A 17,430-nucleotide genomic window follows, 5' to 3' on the forward strand; every position below is an offset into this window, starting at 1 on the left:
CGGTCGGCGTTCGGGGCCGTGCGGAGCGGAGTTGCGCATGGCGAAGGCGGAAAACGACACGCGCGGCCGAGAGCCCCCGCACCGAGCCGAACACCGTGTGCGCGCTAACGTCTCCATATGCCCCGTGGACGCCATCGCTCGGTCTCGACCGCCACACGCATATCCCTGCTTGCCGCCATATGCGCACCGGCGCTGGTCGCCGCCGTGCTGGCGGTCGTCGCGGGGGGTGCGGACACCCTTCGAATCGCCGTGCTGCTCGGTGTGTCGTCCGCCGTCGGCGCGGTCGCGTGGGTGGTTCGCGGGAGCACCGCACACCAGCGGCGCCTGGCCGAGGAGAGCATCGCGCGGCGTCGCGAGCGCGAGCGCATGGCCGAGGAACTGCGGCTGGCCGTCGAGCGGGCCGAGGAACACGGGCTGGTTCTGGACGTGGCCGCCGAGCATCTGACGTCGCGCCCCCAGCAGTTGACCCCCGATCTGTTCGCACGGGCCTCGGCCGTGCTCGATCTGCTGGACCGCCGCGGTGGCGGGGCCCGGCCCACGGCGCCGTCCATCGTGCCGGCCGTGCGGCGGCCCCCGGTGTCCTCGCCGGACCTGGTCCGGGCCTACGCCGCCTCGATGTTCGGCCCGGGCGCGCGGTCGGGGGCGCGGCCTCCGGTCGCGCCGGCGGCCGCGGTCGCGGCGGCTGCGCACGAGGCGGTGCGGGGGGACGAGCGGCACGCCGCGCCTGCGGCGAGCGGGCGGGCGATGCCGGAGGCGGGTTCCGCGCCCCGGGCGGCCGGCGCGCCCCAGGCGGCCGGCGCGCCCCGGGCGGGCGCCGCGGCCGAGTCCGCGCACACGACTGAGCCCGAGTCGGCGACCGCGCCCGCGTCGACGCCGGTGTTCGGCGCTGTACGTGCGGCTGCGCCCGAGTCCGAGTCCGCGCCTGTGACCGCGTCGACGCCGGTGTTCGGGGACGCGCGTGCGCCCGAGTCCGAGTCCGTGCCTGCGACTGCGTCGACGCCCGGGATCGGGAGTGCTCGCGAGGCCGGGGCCGCGACCGAGCCCGAGTTCGACGCCGCGCCTGTGACCGCGTCGACGCCGGTGTTCGGCGCCGCGCGTGCGCCCGCGACCGCGCCGACGCCCGGGTTCGGGGTCGCGCGTGTGGTGGGGACCGTGCCCGAGTCCGATGCCGGGCAGGCGTCGGTGTCCGGGTTCGGGAGTGCGGGTGTGCCCGCGACTGCGGCAACGACCGTGCCTGCGAAGGCGGTTGATGCCGAGTCTGTACCTGCGGCTGCGGCAACGCCCCCGGCCGCGAACGCGCTTGGGGCCGAGACCGGGTCGGTCGGGGCGGGCGTCGAGTCCGAAGCGCCGGCTGTCGTGGCCGCGCGTCCTGCGGCGCCGATCGCGCCGCCGACCGAGCTTCCGCGGTACACCGAGGCCGTTCGCGCCGCCGAGCAGTCGGCCGGCGCGGGCATCCCGCCCGAGGCATCGGCGCCCGTCACGGAACCGCGTGCCGCCGAGGCGCCGGCCGACCCGCTCGCCTCCACCGACGTCCCGGTCACCGGGAGCCCCGCGGATGTACCCGCCGCGACCGAAGCCGCGGCGGACGCGCCCGTCGTCGGGAGCCCCGCGAGCGTGCCCGTCGCCGCCGAGACCGCCGAGGTGACCCGGATGGTGCGGGACAAGGTGCTCGAGGTGACCCGTCGGGTGGCCGGCGCCGGTGCGTCCGGCCGGTTCGACTTCTTCGCGCCGCGTGCGCCCCTGGCCGAGCCGGAGGCCACCGGCTTCCTCACCGACGAACTGTTCGGCTCCGATGCGCGCTACGACGCGCTCATCGCCGGCCGTCCGCACGCGGACCCGGTCGAGCAGGCCGACGTCGCGCCCGAGACGGACGACATCGAGGCCGACCGGATCGCCGACCCGGTGCACGCCGAGGCCGCGGCCCCGGCCGCACAGCCCGCACCGGTACACCGCGGCCAGGGCGTGCGCTTCGCCCCCACCGAGCCCGGCCGGGCCCCCGCCGGAGCCGCACAGCGCAAGCCGCTCCCGGTGGACCTCACCGCGCACGACGACACCGAGGAGATCCCCCGCATCGACATCCGCAAGCACGCCTAGGAAGTGCCGGGCGGATCCCGGCGGGTCCGCCTACTTGTCGATGTCGCCGACGACGAAGAACAGCGAGCCCAGGATCGCCACCATGTCCGCGATCAGGCAGCCCGGCAGCACCTCGCCGAGCACCTGCACGTTGTTGTACGACGCCGAGCGCAGCTTGAGCCGCCACGGGGTCTTCTCGCCCCGGGACACCAGGTAGTAGCCGTTCAGGCCGAGCGGGTTCTCGGTCCACGCGTACGTATGACCCTCGGGTGCCTTGAGCACCTTCGGCAGCCGCAGGTTCACCGGCCCCTGCGGGAGGCCGTCGAGCCGGTCGCAACACGCGTCGGCGAGGTCCAGGCTCACGTGCACCTGCTCCAGCAGGCATTCGAAGCGGGCCAGGCAGTCGCCCTCTTCGCGGGTGACCACGCGCAGGACGTCGGTCAGCTCGCCGTAGGCGAGGTACGGCTCGTCCCGGCGCAGGTCGAAGTCGACCCCCGAGGCGCGCGCGATCGGCCCGCTGACCCCGTAGGCCGCCACCACGGCCGGCGTCAGTACGCCCACCCCCGGGTGCGGGCGCGGAAGATCTCGTTGTCGGAGACCAGGTCGTCCAGCCGGGCCAGCCGGGTGCGTACCGTCGCCACCGCGTGCCGCACCCGCCCGGTCCAGCCCGCCGGCAGGTCCTCCTTGAGACCGCCGACCCGGTTGAACATGAAGTGCATACGACCGCCGGAGATCTCCTCCATCACCGCCTGGATCTCCTCGCGCTCGCGGAACGCGTGGAAGATCGGCGTGATCGCGCCCAGCTCCAGCGGATACGAGCCGAGGAACATCAGGTGGTTGAGCACCCGGTTCAGCTCGGCGAGCAGGGTCCGCGCCCACACCGCGCGCTGCGGCACCTCCATGCCCAGCATGCGCTCCACCGCGAGCACGACGCCCAGCTCGTTCGCGAACGCGCTCAACCAGTCGTGCCGGTTGGCGAGCATCACGATCTGCCGGTAGTCGCGAACCTCGAACAACTTCTCCGCGCCCCGGTGCATGTAGCCGACGATCGGCTCGGCGGAGACGATCCGCTCGCCGTCGAGCACGAGTCGCAACCTCAACACGCCGTGCGTGGAGGGGTGCTGGGGCCCGATGTTGAGCACCATGTCGGTCGTGTCGAGCTGGTCGGCGCCGATACCCACGCCCACGGTCCTGGCGGTCATGGACCCTGAGTCTGCCAGTAGTCCCGGCCTCCTTCGCACCCTTGTGTGCCCACCTGGGAAGGTTGCCCCTATGAAACCGGCCGACGACGCCCTGGCGCCCCCCGACCTCGACTGGCGTTCCGTTTCGGAACAGCTGTACCGGATGCGTCGGGCGCTGCTGTTCGGCGTGTGCATCCTGTTCGCGATACTCGGCGGCGGCCTGCTCGGGTGGCTGGTCGTGTGGTGGGCGGGCGCGGTGTTCGTGGTGGGCGTGGCCGGCTTCGGGGCCTGGGCGCTCCCGTTGATCCGGCGCAACCAGCGTTCGTGGCGCTACGCGGAGCGGGCCGACGACCTCCTGATCGAACACGGTGTGCTGCTGCGCCGGCTGGTGGTGGTGCCGTACGGGCGGATGCAGTTCGTGGACGTGGCGGCGGGTCCGCTGGAGCGGCACTTCGGGATCGCCACGGTGACCCTGCACACCGCGTCGGCCTCCTCCGACGCACGGGTGCGCGGCCTGCCGCCCGCCGAGGCCGCGCGGTTGCGCGATCGGCTCGCGGCGCTGGGCGAGGCCCGATCGGCGGGGCTGTGACCGGCGGCGAGCGACCGGTGGAGCCGTCGGTCGAGCGGCCGGTCGAGCAACCGGGCGATCGGTCGGGCGCACCGACCGTCGAGCCGCGTCGGCTGCACCCGCTGACCCCGCCCGCGCGCGGCTGGGTGGTCATCGCGGCCTGTCTCGGCGTGGTGGTGCACAACGTCAACTCGGGTTGGGCGACCCCGAGTCGGCTGATCATCGGGCTCGGCGTGGTGGTGCCGCTCGCGTTCGCCTACGGCTATCTGTCGTGGTGGTTCACCACGTTCCGGATCGAGGGCGACGACCTGCGGATCGATTCCGGGATGGTGTTCCGCCGAACCCGGCACGTGCGCCTGTCCCGGCTCCAGGCGGTCGACGTGGTGCGTCCGCTGGTGGCCCGGCTGTTCGGGCTGGCGGAGTTGCAGTTGCAGGTGGCGGGCGGGGACAAGGCCGAGGCGAGTCTGTCCTACCTGGGCGAGGCCGACGCGCAGCGGTTGCGGGCCGAACTGCTCGCGCGCGCCGCCGGGGTGCGACCGGACGTGGGGGAGGCGCCCGAGCAACCGCTGGTGGCGGTGCCGCTGTCGGCGGTGGTCGGCTCGGTACTGCTGTCGGTGGGCACGTGGGCCGCGTTGGCGCCGAGCGTGGCGATCCTGGTATTGGCCCTCGTGCTGCACGAACTCGCTTTCGTATTCGGGACGTTGCCGCTGTTCCTGGCCGCGTGGCAGTTCACCGCGGGCCGGGTGATCCGCAACTTCGACTTCACCGTGGCGCGCTCGCCGGACGGGTTGCGGCTGCGGCACGGCCTGCTGGAGCAGCGGCATCAGACCGTGCCGCCCGGTCGGGTCCAGGCGGTGCGGATCGTGCAGCCGTGGTTGTGGCGGTTGCCCGGCTGGGTCCGGGTCGAGATCAATGTGGCCGGCTACGGCGGCAAGGACACGGACGCCAAGGAGACGATCCTGCTGCCGGTGGCGCCGCGCGCGGTCGCCCACGGGCTGCTCGGACAGATCCTGCCGGGTGTGGCGATCGACACGATCGAACTGATCCCGGCTCCGCGCCGGGCCCGTTGGCACGACCCGGTGGGCTGGTCGGCGTACGCCTACGGCGCGGACGCCGAGGTGTTCGTCGCGCGCAGCGGGCGCTTCCACCGGATCCTCGATGTGATCCCGCACGCGAAGGTGCAGAGCGTACGACGCACCCAGGGGCCGTGGGAGCGCCGATTGGGCCTGGCCACGGTGCACCTGGACTCGACCCCGGGCCCGGTGCACGTGCGGGCGGCCCGACGGGACGCGGTGGAGGCGGACACGATCGTCGCGGAACAGGCCGAACGCTCGCGTACCGGGCGTCGTGGAGCAGGCACGGAACGTTGGATTCAGGGAGAATCTGACAGCTCGTCAGGTTCCGCCTCTTCCCTCGGCGGAGGTGCCGGTTAATATCTGACGCATCGTCATATTCGCAGGGAGGCAGCGATGAGTCAGGTCGAGTCGAAGGGTGGGGCCCCGCTCGCGGGGGTTCGCATCATCGAATGTTCGATGCTGGGACCGGCCGCGATCACCTCGTCGCTGGTGGACCTCGGCGCCGAGGTGATCAAGATCGAGCCGCCCCAGGGGGACTACATCCGCGACATGACGTGGCCGATCGTGGAGGGCACCTCGCTGATGCACCTCCACGTCAACCGCGGCAAGAAGTCGCTGGTGTTGGACCTGCGCAAGCCGGAGGCGATCGAGACCTTCAAGGCCCTGGTCAAGGACGCGGACGCGGTGATCGAGGCGATGCGGCCGGGCGGGCTGGCGCGCCGCGGGATCGGCTTCGAGGACCTGCGCAAGATCAACCCGAGGATCGTCTTCTGCACGATCTCCGGCTACGGCGCCACCGGCCCGTACCGGGACATGCCCAGCCACGGTGTGGCCTACGACACCTGGGCCGGGGTGGTGAAGCCCGCGATCGACGAGGACGGCTTCCCGTACCTGCCCGAGCACGCCTCGATCGGCATCCACGCCGGTCCGATGTTCGGCGCGCTCGGCGTGCTCGCGGGCATCATCCGGGCCCGGGCCACCGGGGAGGGCGCCATGATCGACATCGCCCAGTCGGACGCCGCCGCGTCGATGGACTGGCTGCGCAGCGAGACCTGGAAGGCGTACGAGCGGCCCGAGTCCGAGGTGACGGGGAACAAGTCGGACGGCTACACCCGGCGGGCGCCCGGCACCGGTGGCATGGAGAAGGGTGTCCGGTACCAGATCTACGCGACGAAGGACGACCGGCACGTGCTGTTCATGGCGTCCGAGCAGTCGTTGTGGAAGAACTTCTGCGAGGCGGTGGACCGGGCCGACCTGTTCGAGCGCTGGCCCGGCTCGAAGTACGCGGACCACGCGGTCGGCAACGTCGAACTGCGGGGCATCCTGCGGGACATCTTCGCCACGCGGACCGCGCGCGAGTGGATCGAGTTCGGCAACGAGGCGAACACGCCGATCGCGCCGGTGAACACGCCGCAGACGATCGCCGAGGACCCGCAGTTCCGGCACCGGTTCCCGTGGATCGGGCAGGACCGGCTCGGCTGCGAGCAGTTGCCGTCGCCGATCAAGTTCGTCGGCGAGACGCTTCCCGTGCCGGAGCGGGCGCCGACGGTGGGCGAGCACAGCGCCTCCGTCCTCGCGGACCTGCTCGGGTACGACGAGGCCAAGATCGCCGAACTCCGCGCAGCGGGCGCCCTCGGCACGAGCTGACCCTCCACGACGTGGGCCCGACCCCCGCCGCCCCGGCCGGCCCCGCACGCGGGCCTCAAACGCCGGCCGGGCTGGATGGGGCCCGCCCCCGGCCCGGTCGCGCGTGCGGGCCTCGAACGCCGGCCGGGCTGGATGTGGGGCGCGCCCCCGGCCCGGCCCCGCGCGGGCCTCAAGCGCCGGCCGGGCTGGATGGGGCGCGCCCCCGGCCCGGTCGCGCGTGCGGGCCTTGAACGCCGGCCGGGCTGGTGGCTTGGGTGCTCGAGTCGGGCTCGTGTGTTGGTTGGGCTGGGGTGGCCTCAAACGCCGGCCGGGCTGGATGGGGCGCGCCTGTGCTGTGTGGTGAGGTTGGGCTCATGCCCGGGCCTTGTTCCGCGCGCGGGCCCCGAATCCGGCCGGGCCGGAGTGGGCTTGTGGGTCGGGTCGGGCTCGTACGTCGGTGGGTTGGGGTGGCCTCAAACGCCGGCCGGGCTGGATGGAGCACGCCTGCGCTGCGTCGTCAGGTTGGGCTCGTGTCCCGGCCTTGCCCCGCGTGTGGGTCTCGGATGCAGACGGGCTGGACGGGGCGCGCCTGCCTTGCATGGTGAAGTTGGGCTCACGTCCCGGCCTTGCCCCGCGTGTGGTCTCGGATGCCGGCCGGGCTGGATGGGGTGCGCCTGCCTTGGGTGGTGAGGTTGGGGTTATGCCCCGGGGTTGGGGCGCGTTCGTGCTTTGGTCCCGGCTTCGGCCGGTCGTGCGTGGGCCTTGAATGTCGGTCGGGTTGGAGGGGCGCGCTCGTGCCTCGGCCGGGCTTGGCCTCATGTGTTGTCCGGTGCGCCCCGGCCTGGTGTGGCCTTGCGTTTGGGTCGGCCGGTCCGGGGGTGGTGGTGCGTGTCCTCTGGTGCCGGGTTACGGGGGCGGGGTTGTTTGGGTCAGCCAGTGGAAGTCGCCGAGGCCGCCTTGGGCGGTGAGTTCGCCGGCTTCGCCCGCGTCGCGGAGAGCGGACAGGTACGCGGTCGGGTCGGTGCGGGCGAGTGCGTAGGGTGGGCGTTGCCCGGTTACGCCCAGTGCGCGCAGCGCATGGCGCTGGGTGGTCAGGACCGTGCCCCCGGCCCCCGCGGCCTCGCCCGCCGCCGCCACCGCGTCCATCGCCACATGGCACGTCACGTCGCACGTGCCGTCCGGCACCGGAGGCACCTGGCGGCCCTGCCGATACCCCGCGAGCGACCCGTACGGCGGCCGCCCCTCGCCCACGTGCCCGTAGTCGATCGCGACCGCGACCCCCCGCTCCAGCCGCCCGACCGCCCGCGCCCACGCCGCGTCCCGGGGCGCGCCGATCTCCGCCCGCCGCCCCGGCCGCGCGTCCCCCAGCGGCCACCACCGCTCCAGCCAGCGCGCGTCCTCGCCACCGACCGGCGCGCCGAGCCGCTCGTGACCGGTGCGTACGTCCACCTCGACCACCCGCACCACCCCACGCGCGTCCACCTCGACCACGTCGACGGGGATGTTGTCCAACCACTCGTTGGCGACCAGCAGCACATTTCGGCCGGCCGGGATCTCCGGCCCCCACCCGATCGACGGCGGCAACACCTCGGGGCGGTCGGCGACGTCGACGCCGACCGACTCCAGATGCGGCGCGATCCGGCACAGCGCGATCAACAACTCGCCCCGCCCCGCGCCCACGTCCACCACGGTGTCCAGGCCCGAGGCCGCCGCGAGGTCGGCCAGCGCCCGGGCGAACAGCGGGGAGGCGTGTACCGAGGTCCGGAAATGCCCGGCCGGGCCCTCGGCCCGGCGGTAGAAGCCCTCTGCTCCGTACAGCGCCCGACGGGTGGCTTCCTGCCAGGTCAGCCATCGTTCCATCGCACCCGACGGTACCGGCCCGCCGACGCTGCCGTGCGGTCGAGGTCGGGTCCGTGGTGATCCGTCCGGAGTGGGGCGAACGTGTGTGCCCGTCTACCCTGCCTGTGTGCATCACCTGTACGCCTGGCTCCGGAGGCGCCCCCTGCTCGTGGACGGGGCGTGGGCGCTGCTGCTGCTCATGTTCGGCGTGTTCGAGGTGATCATCGATCAACCCGGCCCGCCCGACGTACCGCACCTGGTCGCGCTCGGCGCGATGTCGCTGGTGCTGCTGATCCGCCGGCGCAATCCCACCCTCGCGCTGGTGGCCACCCTCGTGATCGGGGTCTTCCAGCTCTTCGACGACGTGGCGCCCGGCCTGGAGGCGCTGGCGATGCCCGCGATCGCCTACAGCGCCGCCGCGTACAGCCCGCGCTGGGCCTCGCGCACGGCGCTGGTCGGCGGCGTGCTCGCGCCGATCGCGGCGGTACTGCGCTGGTGGGACAACCCGGACGTGGGGATGACCGGGGTGGTCTTCTTCACGCTGCTGCTGATGGGTCCGTTCGTGATCGCCTGGGTGCTGGGCGATTCCATGCGCACCCGGCGGGCCTACTACATGGAATTGGAGGACCGGGCCGATCGGCTGGAGCGCGAGCGGGACCAGCAGGCGCAGATCGCGGCCGCCGGCGAGCGGGCCCGGATCGCGCGCGAGTTGCACGACGTGGTCGCGCACAACGTGTCGGTGATGGTCGTCCAGGCCGACGGCGCCGCCTACGCGCTCGACAACGCGCCCGAGCTGACCCGCGAGGCACTGGGCACGATCTCCTCGACCGGACGCGAGGCCCTGGCCGAAATGCGCCGCCTGCTCGGCGTGTTGCGCTCGCAGACCGAGACCGACACCTACGTCCCGCAACCTGGCGTCGAACAGCTGGAGGACCTCCTCGACCGGGTCCGCAGCGCCGGCCTCCCGGTCGACCTGACCGTGCAGGGCGTGCCGGTGGAGCTGTCCCAGGGCGTGGCGCTGACCGTGTACCGGATCGTCCAGGAGGCGCTGACCAACACCCGCAAACACGGCGGCCCGAACGTCAAGGCGCTGGTGCGGCTGCGCTACCTGGGCGACGACGTCGAGCTGGACGTCGGCGACGACGGGCGCGGCGCGGCGGCGCCCGGTGACGGGATGGGGCACGGCCTGGTCGGCATGGGCGAGCGGGTCGCGATGTTCGGCGGCCGACTGGAGACCGGGCCCGCGCCCGGCGGCGGTTGGCAGGTGCGCGCGCTGCTGCCGGTACGACCCGCGGACGGCGCCTGAGCCGATTCGGCCGGCCTCCGGGGCGAGACGCGCCCGTCGCGGGGTGCGACTTGTGGCGGAGGGATGATTCGGTAAGTCGGTGGACGCGCCTCGGGCGGGGCCCACGTAGCGTCGAAGTGTGCAACGAATCTATGCGTGGCTGCGAGCACACCCCCTGTGGGTCGACTCGGTGTGCACGATTCCGGTCTTCGGCCTCGGTGTGCTTCAGGTCTTCTCCGACGGTTCGAGCACGGACGCCCCCACATGGTGGTGGCTGCTGCTCACCACGCTGCTCAGCCTGGGCATGATGCTGCACCGGGTGCGCCCGTTCACCGCCACCGCGCTGGTCGTGGTCGGCGGCTTGATGCAGCTGGTCTGGGACAACACGATCACCGCCGCCAACTACGCGATGCTCGTGTCGTTGTACACCGCCGCCAAATCGGGCCCGCGCTGGCTCTCCCGGGCCGGCCTGGCGATGACCCTGATCGGGCCGGCCGTACTGCTCGCCCGCTTCCCCTCCTCGGCCGAATCCTCGTTCAAGGCCAACCTCTTCGGCCTGACGTTCACCGTGGTCCTGCTCGCCATCGCGTGGGTGCTGGGCGATTCGATGCGCACGCGGCGGGCGTTCTACGCCGAGTTGGAGGAGCGGGCCACCCGGCTCGAGTTCGAGCGCGACCAGCAGGCGCAGATCGCCGCCGCGGCCGAGCGGGCCCGGATCGCTCGCGAGTTGCACGACGTGGTGGCGCACAACGTGTCGGTGATGGTGGTGCAGGCCGACGGCGCGGCGTACGCGATCGACGCGGCGCCGGATCGGGCCCGGGAGGCGCTGGGCACGATCGCGGCGACCGGGCGCGAGGCGCTGGCCGAGATGCGCCGCCTCCTGGGCGTGCTGCGCTCGCAGACCGAGACCGAGGCGTACGTGCCGCAGCCCGGCGTCGAGCAACTCGACGAACTGGTCGAGCAGGTGCGCACCACCGGCCTGAACGTGGAGCTCACGGTCGCGGGGGTGCCGGTCGAATTGCCGCAGAGCGTGGCGCTGACCGCGTACCGGATCGTCCAGGAGGCGCTGACCAACACCCGCAAGCACGGCGGCCCCGACGTCACCGCGAAGGTCGGTGTCGGCTACGGGGAAGCCGGCCTGGAGATGGAGATCAGCGACGACGGGCGGGGCGCGGCGGCGCCGGGCGACGGGATGGGGCACGGCCTGGTCGGCATGCGCGAGCGGGTCGCGATGCTGGGCGGCCGGTTGCGGACCGGCCCCACCGTCGGCGGCGGGTGGTCGGTCAGTGCGATGCTGCCCTACGCCGGCCGGCCCGATTCCGCGTCCGCCGCCGCAGGCCCGTCCCGAACGACTCTTCAAGGAGCCCAGTGAGCATCAAGGTGATGCTGGTAGACGACCAGGAATTGTTGCGGACCGGCTTCACCATGGTGTTGCAGGCGCAGCCGGACATGAGCGTGGTGGCCGAGGCCGGCGACGGCGTCGAGGCGCTCGACAAGCTTCGGCACGTGGACGTCGACGTGGTCCTGATGGACGTGCGGATGCCGCGCATGGACGGCGTCGAGGCGTGCCGACGGATCTGCGCGGACGGCGGGGAGAACGCCCTGGTGCTGCCCGAGGGCCGGGTGCGGCCCAAGGTGCTCATGCTGACCACCTTCGACCTCGACGAGTACGCGTTCGCCGCGCTCAAGGCCGGGGCGAGCGGCTTCCTGCTCAAGGACGTACCGCCGCCGGAGCTGCTGTCCGGGATCCGTGCGGTGGCCTCGGGCGACGCGGTGGTGGCGCCGAGCACGACCAAGCGCCTGCTCGACCGGTTCGCGCCGATCCTGCCCAGCGACCACGAGCCCCGCCCGGACGTGGTGGACGCGCTGACCGAGCGCGAGCTGGAGGTGATGATGCTGGTCGCCCAGGGCCTGTCCAACGCGGAGATCGCGCAGCGGCTGTTCCTGTCCGAGGCCACCATCAAGACCCACGTCGGTCGGATCCTGATGAAGCTCGGGCTGCGCGACCGGGTCCAGGTCGTGGTGCTGGCGTACGAGACCGGCCTGGTCAAGGCCCGCGGCCGGTAGCGTCCCGGGCGCGCGCGGGCCGGCCGCCCGGCCCGCGCGCCCCCCTGCCCGGTCGGCTCGCTTGATCAGTCGGTGTAGAAGCCGCCGTCCGGGTGCAACATCTCGCCGGTGAAGTAGGACGACTGGTCGCTCGCCAGGAACAGCGCCGCGTTGGCCACCTCGCGCGCGGTGCCCATCCGGCCCAGCGGCACGCTGCCGAGCAGCCGCTGCTCCAGCTCCGGCACGCCGCGCAGGACCGCGGTCATGTTGGTCTCGATGAAGCCCGGGCCGATCGCGTTGACCCGGATCCCGGCCGGGCCGAGCGCGAGGGCGGCCTGCTTGGTCAGCATCCACACACCCGCCTTGGACACCGCGTAGCCCGGTCCGCCGGTCTCGGAGTGGCGCGCGGCGATCGAGGCGACGGTGATGATCGAGCCGCGCCGGCCCCGGGCGACCATCCAGCGGGCGGCCGCCTGGACCGCGAGGAGCGTGCCGGTCAGGTTCACGTCCAGCACCCGCTGCCACTCGGCGAGCGGGCTGTCGGTGAACCGCCTGATCGGGTCCGACTCGACCGGGGCGGCCCGCCGGCGCCGGCCGCCGACGTGGTCGGCCGTGGTGATGCCCGCCGCGGTGACCAGCACGTCGATCGCGCCGAACGTGTCGATCGCGTGCTGCATCACCGTTCCGGTGTCGGTGGGACTGCTCGGGTCGGTGTGCATGTAGGTGGCCCGCCGGCCGCGCTTCTCGACCGCCTCGATGGTGTCGATCGCGGCCTCGTCGCGCACGTCCGCGACCACGATGTCGGCGCCCTCCTCGGCGAAGCGCTCACAACACGCGCGGCCGATCCCGTCGGCGCCGCCGGTGACCACGGCGACCCGTCCGTCGAGCTGTCCCATCTCCGCTCCCCATCCCCTGTACCCGTCCCCTGCGCCCGTCGCCGCACGTGTCCGCGCGGGTACGCGTGCGATCGATGGTGTTGCCCATCCTGCGCGGCCCTCGAAACTCGGCGCCGTTCGAGGCATGCTGTTACACCGTTACAGACATGCGCCGCCGCGGACGCGGCGCCCGTCCCGAGGACCCGCCATGACCAAGGAGATCGCATGACCACCACCGCACCCGGCCGCCCCGCCGTCCACCTCGGCGCCGACGACCTGCCGTTCGTCGACATCGGCGGCGGCAACAAGCTCAAGGTGTTGTGCGTCAAGGAGGACGAGGGGCTGTGGATCGTGGAGAACGTCTTCCAGCCCGGCTTCGCGGTCGAGACGCACCGGCACACCGGGCCCGTGTACGGCTACACCACCTCGGGCGCGTGGAAGTACGCCGAGTACGACTACGTCAACCGGGCCGGCTCGTTCCTGTTCGAGCCCGCCGGATCGGTGCACACGCTCACCTGCGTGGAGCCGGACACCCGGGTCTGGTTCCAGATGTACGGCGCCAACCTCAACCTGGACGCGGACGGGAACATCACCTCCGTGACCGACGGTCCCGGCACGTTGCGGGCCTACCGCGCACTGTGCGAGGCACAGGGTTTCGGCCGGCCGAACGTGCTGGTGGGTTGAGGATGCGCACGCGTCGAGGGTGCGAGGGGGCACGATGACCGCCACGGCCGAGCGGGCCGAACCGGACCTGTACCGCCCCGAGCGGTACGTGGACGGCCCGCCGCACGCGCTGTTCGCCGAGTTGCGCCGGACCCGGCCGGTGTACTGGCAGGACATCCCGGGGCAGCCGGGCTACTGGGCGGTGCTGCGGCACGCCGACGTCGAGTACGTGTCGCAGCACCCCGAGATCTTCTCCGCCGAGGCCGGCGGGATCCTCGTCGAGGACCTCGAACCGGACCGCCTGGAGGCGCTGCGCGGCACGCTGCTCTCGATGGACCCGCCACGGCACCGGGCCTACCGCAAGCCGCTGGTCAAGTCCTTCACCGCACGGGTCGTCGGCGGCATGGAGGACCGGATCCGGGCCATCTGCCGGGAGATCCTGGCCCGGGTCGGCGGCGGCGAGGTCGAGTTCGTGCACGACGTCACCTCCGGGCTGCCCACCCAGGTGATCGGCGAGCTGATGGGCCTGCCGGCCGCGGACTGGGCCCACATCCACGCGCTCGCCGAGCGCAACACGGCGGGCGAGGGCGGCACGGCGGCGATCGAGATGGCCCGCTACGCGATGGGTTTCGCGGCGCGGCGCCGGATCGAGGAGCCGCGCGCGGACATCACGTCGCTGATCCTGGAGTCCGAGTTCGACGGCAGGATGATGACCGACCTCGACTTCGGCCGGTTCTTCGTGCAGTTGGTGACCGCGGGCAACGACACCACCAAGACGATGCTCTCCGCCGGATTGGACGCGCTGCTCGCCCACCCCGACCAGCTCGCCGCGCTGCGCGCGGATCGTGCGCTGGTGCCGGGCGCGGTGGAGGAGATCCTGCGCTGGGCCAACCCGCTGCACTACTTCCGCCGCACCGCCACCCGGGACACCGAACTACGCGGCGTGCGGATCGCGGCGGGCGAGAAGGTGGCGATGTACTACACCTCGGCCAACCGCGACGAGGAGGTTTTCGCCGACCCGCAACGCTTCGACATCACCCGCAGGCCCAATCCGCACCTGTCGTTCGGCTTCGCCGAGCACTTCTGCCTGGGCGTGCACATCGCCCGACTGGAGGGCCGGGTGTTCTTCGAGGAGCTGCTCGCGGCGCATCCCGTGATCGAGCGGACCGGCGAGCCCGAGCGGTTGTGCTCCAACCTCAACAACGCGCTCACCCGATTGCCGGTGCGGCTGGGGTAACGATCGACGACCGCGGGTGATCCCCGGGCGGGCCGGGCCCGTCCGGGGCCTCGGCATGCGCTCTTCCCGGTTTCCCGGAGCGTGACAGGCATGCGACACCGGTCGAAAGGGGACACATAGACGATCGACTCGGGGAAGGCGAAGAGGGCCGAATCCTCGCACCTGGTCCGCACTGGTTCGTACTCGGTCCATCGACACCGGTCTCCGGGAGGCTTCCCATGGGCAGCCGTCAACTGGTCATACGCGCGGGACGCCGCTGTGCGCTCGCGGTCGCCGCGGTCGGCATCGTCGCGGCGGCCGGGGCCCTGGACGCCGGCCCGGCTCCCGCTCCGTCACCCGAGCGCAGTAGCGCCGTCGCGACGGTGGAATCCGCCCCGTCCGCCGCCCGGGGCACCGGGGCGGCCCCGTCCGCCTACTCGTTGCAGACCCAGGGCGGTCCGCGCAGCGTGCGGGTCGCGCGGGTGGTCACCGGCACGATGCTGCTGACCGGCCTCGTGCTCACCGCGCTCGGCGCGATCGGCATGCGCGGACCGGAGCTGATCCGGCGCAAGGTCGCCCTGCGGGCCTCCTACGCGGCCGGGGCCTCCCGCTACCGGTGGTCGGCGCCGAGTCCGCGGCCGGCCCACCCGCCGACCATCCCGGGGACCGGCCCGCCCGGCGCGTGAGTACCCTGATCGGGCCAGTACTCGTCCGGTACCCGCCGCGGACTGGAACGGAAGGCTCGCTCGCGTGAACAACGACATCACCGCACGCCCGTATCCGCACGGCCGCTCGCCCGACCCCGCCGACCGCCCCGCGCGGCTGCGCGTGGGCGTGGTGGGCACCGGCCGCGTCGGCCCGACCCTCGCCGCCGCCCTCGCCCTCGCCGGGCACTCGGTGGTGGCCGCCTCCGGCGTCTCCGAGGCATCCCGGCGCCGCGCCGAGGAACTGCTCCCCGGTGTCCCGCTGGTCACCCCGCAGGAGGTCATCGCGGCCTCCGACCTGACCCTGCTGACCGTGCCCGACGACGCGCTGGAAGCCCTGGTCCACGGCCTGGCCGAGACCGGGGCGATCAAGGCCGGCCAACTCCTGGTGCACGCCTCCGGCCGCTACGGCGTCGGCATCCTGGAGCCGGCCACCCGCGCCGGCGCGCTGCCGCTCGCGCTGCACCCGGTGATGACCTTCACCGGCAGCACCGTCGACCTGGAACGACTGGCCGGCTGCTCCTTCGGGGTCACCTCGCCCGAGGTGCTGCGGCCGGTCGCCGAGGCGCTGGTGGTGGAGATGGGCGGTGAGCCCGAGTGGATCGAGGAGCAGGACCGCGCGCTCTACCACGTGGCCCTGGCCAACGGCGCGAACCACCTGGTCACCCTGGTCGCGCAGTCGATCGAACTGCTCGGCGCGGCCGGCGTGCGGGCCCCGGGCCGGATGCTCGGGCCGCTGCTCGGCGCCGCCCTGGACAACGCGCTGCGCGCCGGCGACCACGCGCTGACCGGTCCGGTCGCGCGCGGCGACGCGGGCACGGTGGCCGCGCACGTGGCCGAGTTGCGTCGGGTCTCGCCCGAGGCGCTGGCCGCCTATGTGGCGATGGCCCGGCTGACCGCGGACCGCGCGCTCAACGCCGGGCTGCTCAAGGCCGAGGCGGCCGAGGCGCTGCTCGGAGTGCTGGCCGAGGGAGGCCGACCGTGACCGATGTGCGACTGGCCCGGACCGCGGCCGAACTCGCCGAGGACACCCGCCCGCACGGGCTGCGCGCGGTGGTGATGACGATGGGCGCGCTGCACGAGGGGCACGCCGCGTTGATCCACGCCGCGCGCGCGTTCGTCGGCTCGGCCGGACACGTGGTGGTCACCGTGTTCGTCAACCCGCTCCAGTTCGGCGCGGGGGAGGACCTGGACCGCTACCCGCGCACCCTGGACGCCGACCTGGAGGTGAGCGCGCGGGCGGGCGCCGACGTGGTGTTCGCGCCCTCGGTGGACGAGGTGTACCCGGGCGGCGAGCCGCAGGTGCGGATCACCGCCGGACCCACCGGCTCCGTCCTCGAAGGCGCCTCCCGCCCCGGCCACTTCGACGGCATGCTCACCGTGGTGGCCAAGCTGCTGCACCTGACCGACCCGAAGATCGCCTTCTTCGGGGAGAAGGACGCCCAGCAACTGGCGCTGATCCGGCGCATGGTGCGCGATCTGAACTTCCCCGTCGAGATCGTGGGCGTGCCCACCGTCCGCGAACCCGACGGGCTGGCCCGCTCCAGCCGCAACCGCTACCTCTCCGCGTCCGAGCGGGAGGTCGCGCTCTCCCTCGGGCGCGCGCTCGACGCGGGTGCCGGGCGCGCCGCCGACGGCGCGGCCGCGGTGCGGGCCGCGGCCGAGGGGGTGCTGCGGGCCGTCCTCGAGCCCGACTACGTGGAGTTGGTCGATCCCGACGACTTCACCCCGGTGGCCGCGGACCACGCAGGCCCGGCGATCCTGGCGCTGGCGGCCCGCGTCGGCTCCACCCGCCTCATCGACAACGCCCGCCTGACGATCACGGGAGTCCCCCGGTCATGATGCGCACGATGTTCAAGTCCAAGATCCACCGCGCGACGATCACGCAGGCGGACCTCCACTACGTCGGATCCATCACCATCGACGAGGATCTGCTCGAAGCCGCCGACATCCTGCCCGGCGAACTGGTGCACGTGGTCGACATCGACAACGGCGCCCGCCTGGAGACGTACACGATCGCGGGCCCGCGCGGCACCGGCGTGATCGGCATCAACGGCGCCGCAGCACGGCTGGTGCACACCGGCGACCTGGTGATCATCATCGCGTACGCGCAGGTCACCGACGCCGAGGCGCGGGCGATGAAGCCGCGTGTGGTGTTCGTCGACGCGGCCAACACGATCACCGGCACCGGGCACGACCCGGCCGAGGCGCTGCCCGGCGGGGAGACCGTGCGCGGCGACCGGGTGGCCCCCGCTCGGACCGCGCCGTGAACGCGCCC

The 17,430-nt window shown here is 73.1% G+C and carries 15 protein-coding genes and 1 pseudogene; 13 read left to right on the top strand and 3 right to left on the bottom strand.

All coding sequences use genetic code 11. From position 1 onward, the window contains the following. The first annotated feature begins 117 nt into the window (after positions 1 to 117). Positions 118 to 2,094 carry a hypothetical protein gene (locus B4N89_RS16380; protein WP_143657986.1) on the top strand — a complete coding sequence of 659 codons (1,977 nt, stop codon included), beginning with the start codon at positions 118 to 120 and terminating at the stop codon, positions 2,092 to 2,094. 30 nt (positions 2,095 to 2,124) lie between these two features. Here B4N89_RS16380 and B4N89_RS16385 read toward each other — a convergent pair. Beyond that, positions 2,125 to 3,275, bottom strand: a pseudogene (locus B4N89_RS16385) (NADH-quinone oxidoreductase subunit D). A 70-nt stretch (positions 3,276 to 3,345) separates the two neighbouring features. Here B4N89_RS16385 and B4N89_RS16390 point away from each other — a divergent pair. Genes B4N89_RS16390 through B4N89_RS16400 form a run of 3 tightly spaced genes read left to right on the top strand, consistent with a single transcriptional unit; the run spans position 3,346 to position 6,545 of the window. Next, positions 3,346 to 3,843 (top strand): PH domain-containing protein, encoded by a 498-nt coding sequence (locus B4N89_RS16390; protein ID WP_101897100.1) that lies wholly within the window; start codon positions 3,346 to 3,348, stop codon positions 3,841 to 3,843. A gap of 17 nt (positions 3,844 to 3,860) precedes the next feature. Next, positions 3,861 to 5,255: a PH domain-containing protein gene (locus B4N89_RS16395; RefSeq protein ID WP_235618648.1), complete on the top strand. Its 1,395-nt coding sequence runs from the start codon at positions 3,861 to 3,863 to the stop codon at positions 5,253 to 5,255. 36 nt (positions 5,256 to 5,291) lie between these two features. Next, positions 5,292 to 6,545, top strand: a complete 1,254-nt coding sequence (locus B4N89_RS16400) for a CaiB/BaiF CoA transferase family protein (protein WP_078976569.1) — start codon at positions 5,292 to 5,294, stop codon at positions 6,543 to 6,545. An 885-nt stretch (positions 6,546 to 7,430) separates the two neighbouring features. On the opposite strand, the gene B4N89_RS16405 is transcribed toward B4N89_RS16400, so the two are convergent. Next, positions 7,431 to 8,384: an SAM-dependent methyltransferase gene (locus B4N89_RS16405; protein ID WP_078976570.1), complete on the bottom strand. Its 954-nt coding sequence runs from the start codon at positions 8,382 to 8,384 to the stop codon at positions 7,431 to 7,433. Positions 8,385 to 8,490: 106 nt separating this feature from the next. On the opposite strand from B4N89_RS16405, the gene B4N89_RS16410 reads away from it, so the two are divergent. From B4N89_RS16410 to B4N89_RS16420, 3 genes are all read left to right on the top strand, one after another. Continuing rightward, positions 8,491 to 9,669: a sensor histidine kinase gene (locus B4N89_RS16410; RefSeq protein WP_078976571.1), complete on the top strand. Its 1,179-nt coding sequence runs from the start codon at positions 8,491 to 8,493 to the stop codon at positions 9,667 to 9,669. A 118-nt stretch (positions 9,670 to 9,787) separates the two neighbouring features. Continuing rightward, positions 9,788 to 11,020 carry a sensor histidine kinase gene (locus B4N89_RS16415; RefSeq protein WP_078976572.1) on the top strand — a complete coding sequence of 411 codons (1,233 nt, stop codon included), beginning with the start codon at positions 9,788 to 9,790 and terminating at the stop codon, positions 11,018 to 11,020. Further along, entirely contained in the window at positions 11,017 to 11,715 is a 699-nt protein-coding gene (locus B4N89_RS16420; RefSeq protein ID WP_078976573.1) for a response regulator, read from the top strand. The genes B4N89_RS16415 and B4N89_RS16420 overlap by 4 nt, the downstream gene beginning before the upstream one ends. A gap of 65 nt (positions 11,716 to 11,780) precedes the next feature. Here B4N89_RS16420 and B4N89_RS16425 read toward each other — a convergent pair whose 3' ends face one another. After that, positions 11,781 to 12,590: an SDR family NAD(P)-dependent oxidoreductase gene (locus B4N89_RS16425; RefSeq protein ID WP_161500738.1), complete on the bottom strand. Its 810-nt coding sequence runs from the start codon at positions 12,588 to 12,590 to the stop codon at positions 11,781 to 11,783. 204 nt (positions 12,591 to 12,794) lie between these two features. On the opposite strand from B4N89_RS16425, the gene B4N89_RS16430 reads away from it, so the two are divergent. From B4N89_RS16430 to panD, 6 genes are all read left to right on the top strand, one after another. After that, the gene (locus tag B4N89_RS16430; protein WP_078976575.1) at positions 12,795 to 13,253 is read left to right on the top strand and encodes a 2,4'-dihydroxyacetophenone dioxygenase family protein; all 459 of its coding nucleotides are present in this window, start codon (positions 12,795 to 12,797) and stop codon (positions 13,251 to 13,253) included. A gap of 34 nt (positions 13,254 to 13,287) precedes the next feature. Beyond that, entirely contained in the window at positions 13,288 to 14,469 is a 1,182-nt protein-coding gene (locus B4N89_RS16435) for a cytochrome P450 (protein WP_078976576.1), read from the top strand. Between the two features lie 218 nt (positions 14,470 to 14,687). Beyond that, positions 14,688 to 15,134 (top strand): hypothetical protein, encoded by a 447-nt coding sequence (locus B4N89_RS16440; RefSeq protein WP_078976577.1) that lies wholly within the window; start codon positions 14,688 to 14,690, stop codon positions 15,132 to 15,134. Between the two features lie 64 nt (positions 15,135 to 15,198). Continuing rightward, positions 15,199 to 16,137, top strand: coding sequence for a Rossmann-like and DUF2520 domain-containing protein (locus B4N89_RS16445; protein ID WP_201260852.1), 939 nt, complete (start codon positions 15,199 to 15,201; stop codon positions 16,135 to 16,137). Further along, entirely contained in the window at positions 16,134 to 16,994 is an 861-nt protein-coding gene (panC, locus tag B4N89_RS16450) for a pantoate--beta-alanine ligase (RefSeq protein ID WP_078976578.1), read from the top strand. Before B4N89_RS16445 ends, panC begins: the two co-directional genes overlap by 4 nt. After that, positions 16,991 to 17,422, top strand: coding sequence for an aspartate 1-decarboxylase (gene panD / locus B4N89_RS16455; RefSeq protein WP_078976579.1), 432 nt, complete (start codon positions 16,991 to 16,993; stop codon positions 17,420 to 17,422). Before panC ends, panD begins: the two co-directional genes overlap by 4 nt. Positions 17,423 to 17,430: the final 8 nt, after the last annotated feature.

This window comes from Embleya scabrispora, assembly GCF_002024165.1.
Taxonomy (GTDB): domain Bacteria; phylum Actinomycetota; class Actinomycetes; order Streptomycetales; family Streptomycetaceae; genus Embleya; species Embleya scabrispora_A.

Coding starts and splice junctions, on each gene's coding strand:
- B4N89_RS16380 (WP_143657986.1), top strand. CDS start 118: ATGCCCCGTGGACGCCATCGCTCGGTCTCGACCGCCACACGCATATCC.
- B4N89_RS16400 (WP_078976569.1), top strand. CDS start 5,292: ATGAGTCAGGTCGAGTCGAAGGGTGGGGCCCCGCTCGCGGGGGTTCGC.
- B4N89_RS16425 (WP_161500738.1), bottom strand. CDS start 12,590: ATGGGACAGCTCGACGGACGGGTCGCCGTGGTCACCGGCGGCGCCGAC.
- B4N89_RS16430 (WP_078976575.1), top strand. CDS start 12,795: ATGACCACCACCGCACCCGGCCGCCCCGCCGTCCACCTCGGCGCCGAC.
- panD (WP_078976579.1), top strand. CDS start 16,991: ATGATGCGCACGATGTTCAAGTCCAAGATCCACCGCGCGACGATCACG.
- B4N89_RS16435 (WP_078976576.1), top strand. CDS start 13,288: ATGACCGCCACGGCCGAGCGGGCCGAACCGGACCTGTACCGCCCCGAG.
- B4N89_RS16440 (WP_078976577.1), top strand. CDS start 14,688: ATGGGCAGCCGTCAACTGGTCATACGCGCGGGACGCCGCTGTGCGCTC.
- B4N89_RS16390 (WP_101897100.1), top strand. CDS start 3,346: ATGAAACCGGCCGACGACGCCCTGGCGCCCCCCGACCTCGACTGGCGT.
- B4N89_RS16405 (WP_078976570.1), bottom strand. CDS start 8,384: ATGGAACGATGGCTGACCTGGCAGGAAGCCACCCGTCGGGCGCTGTAC.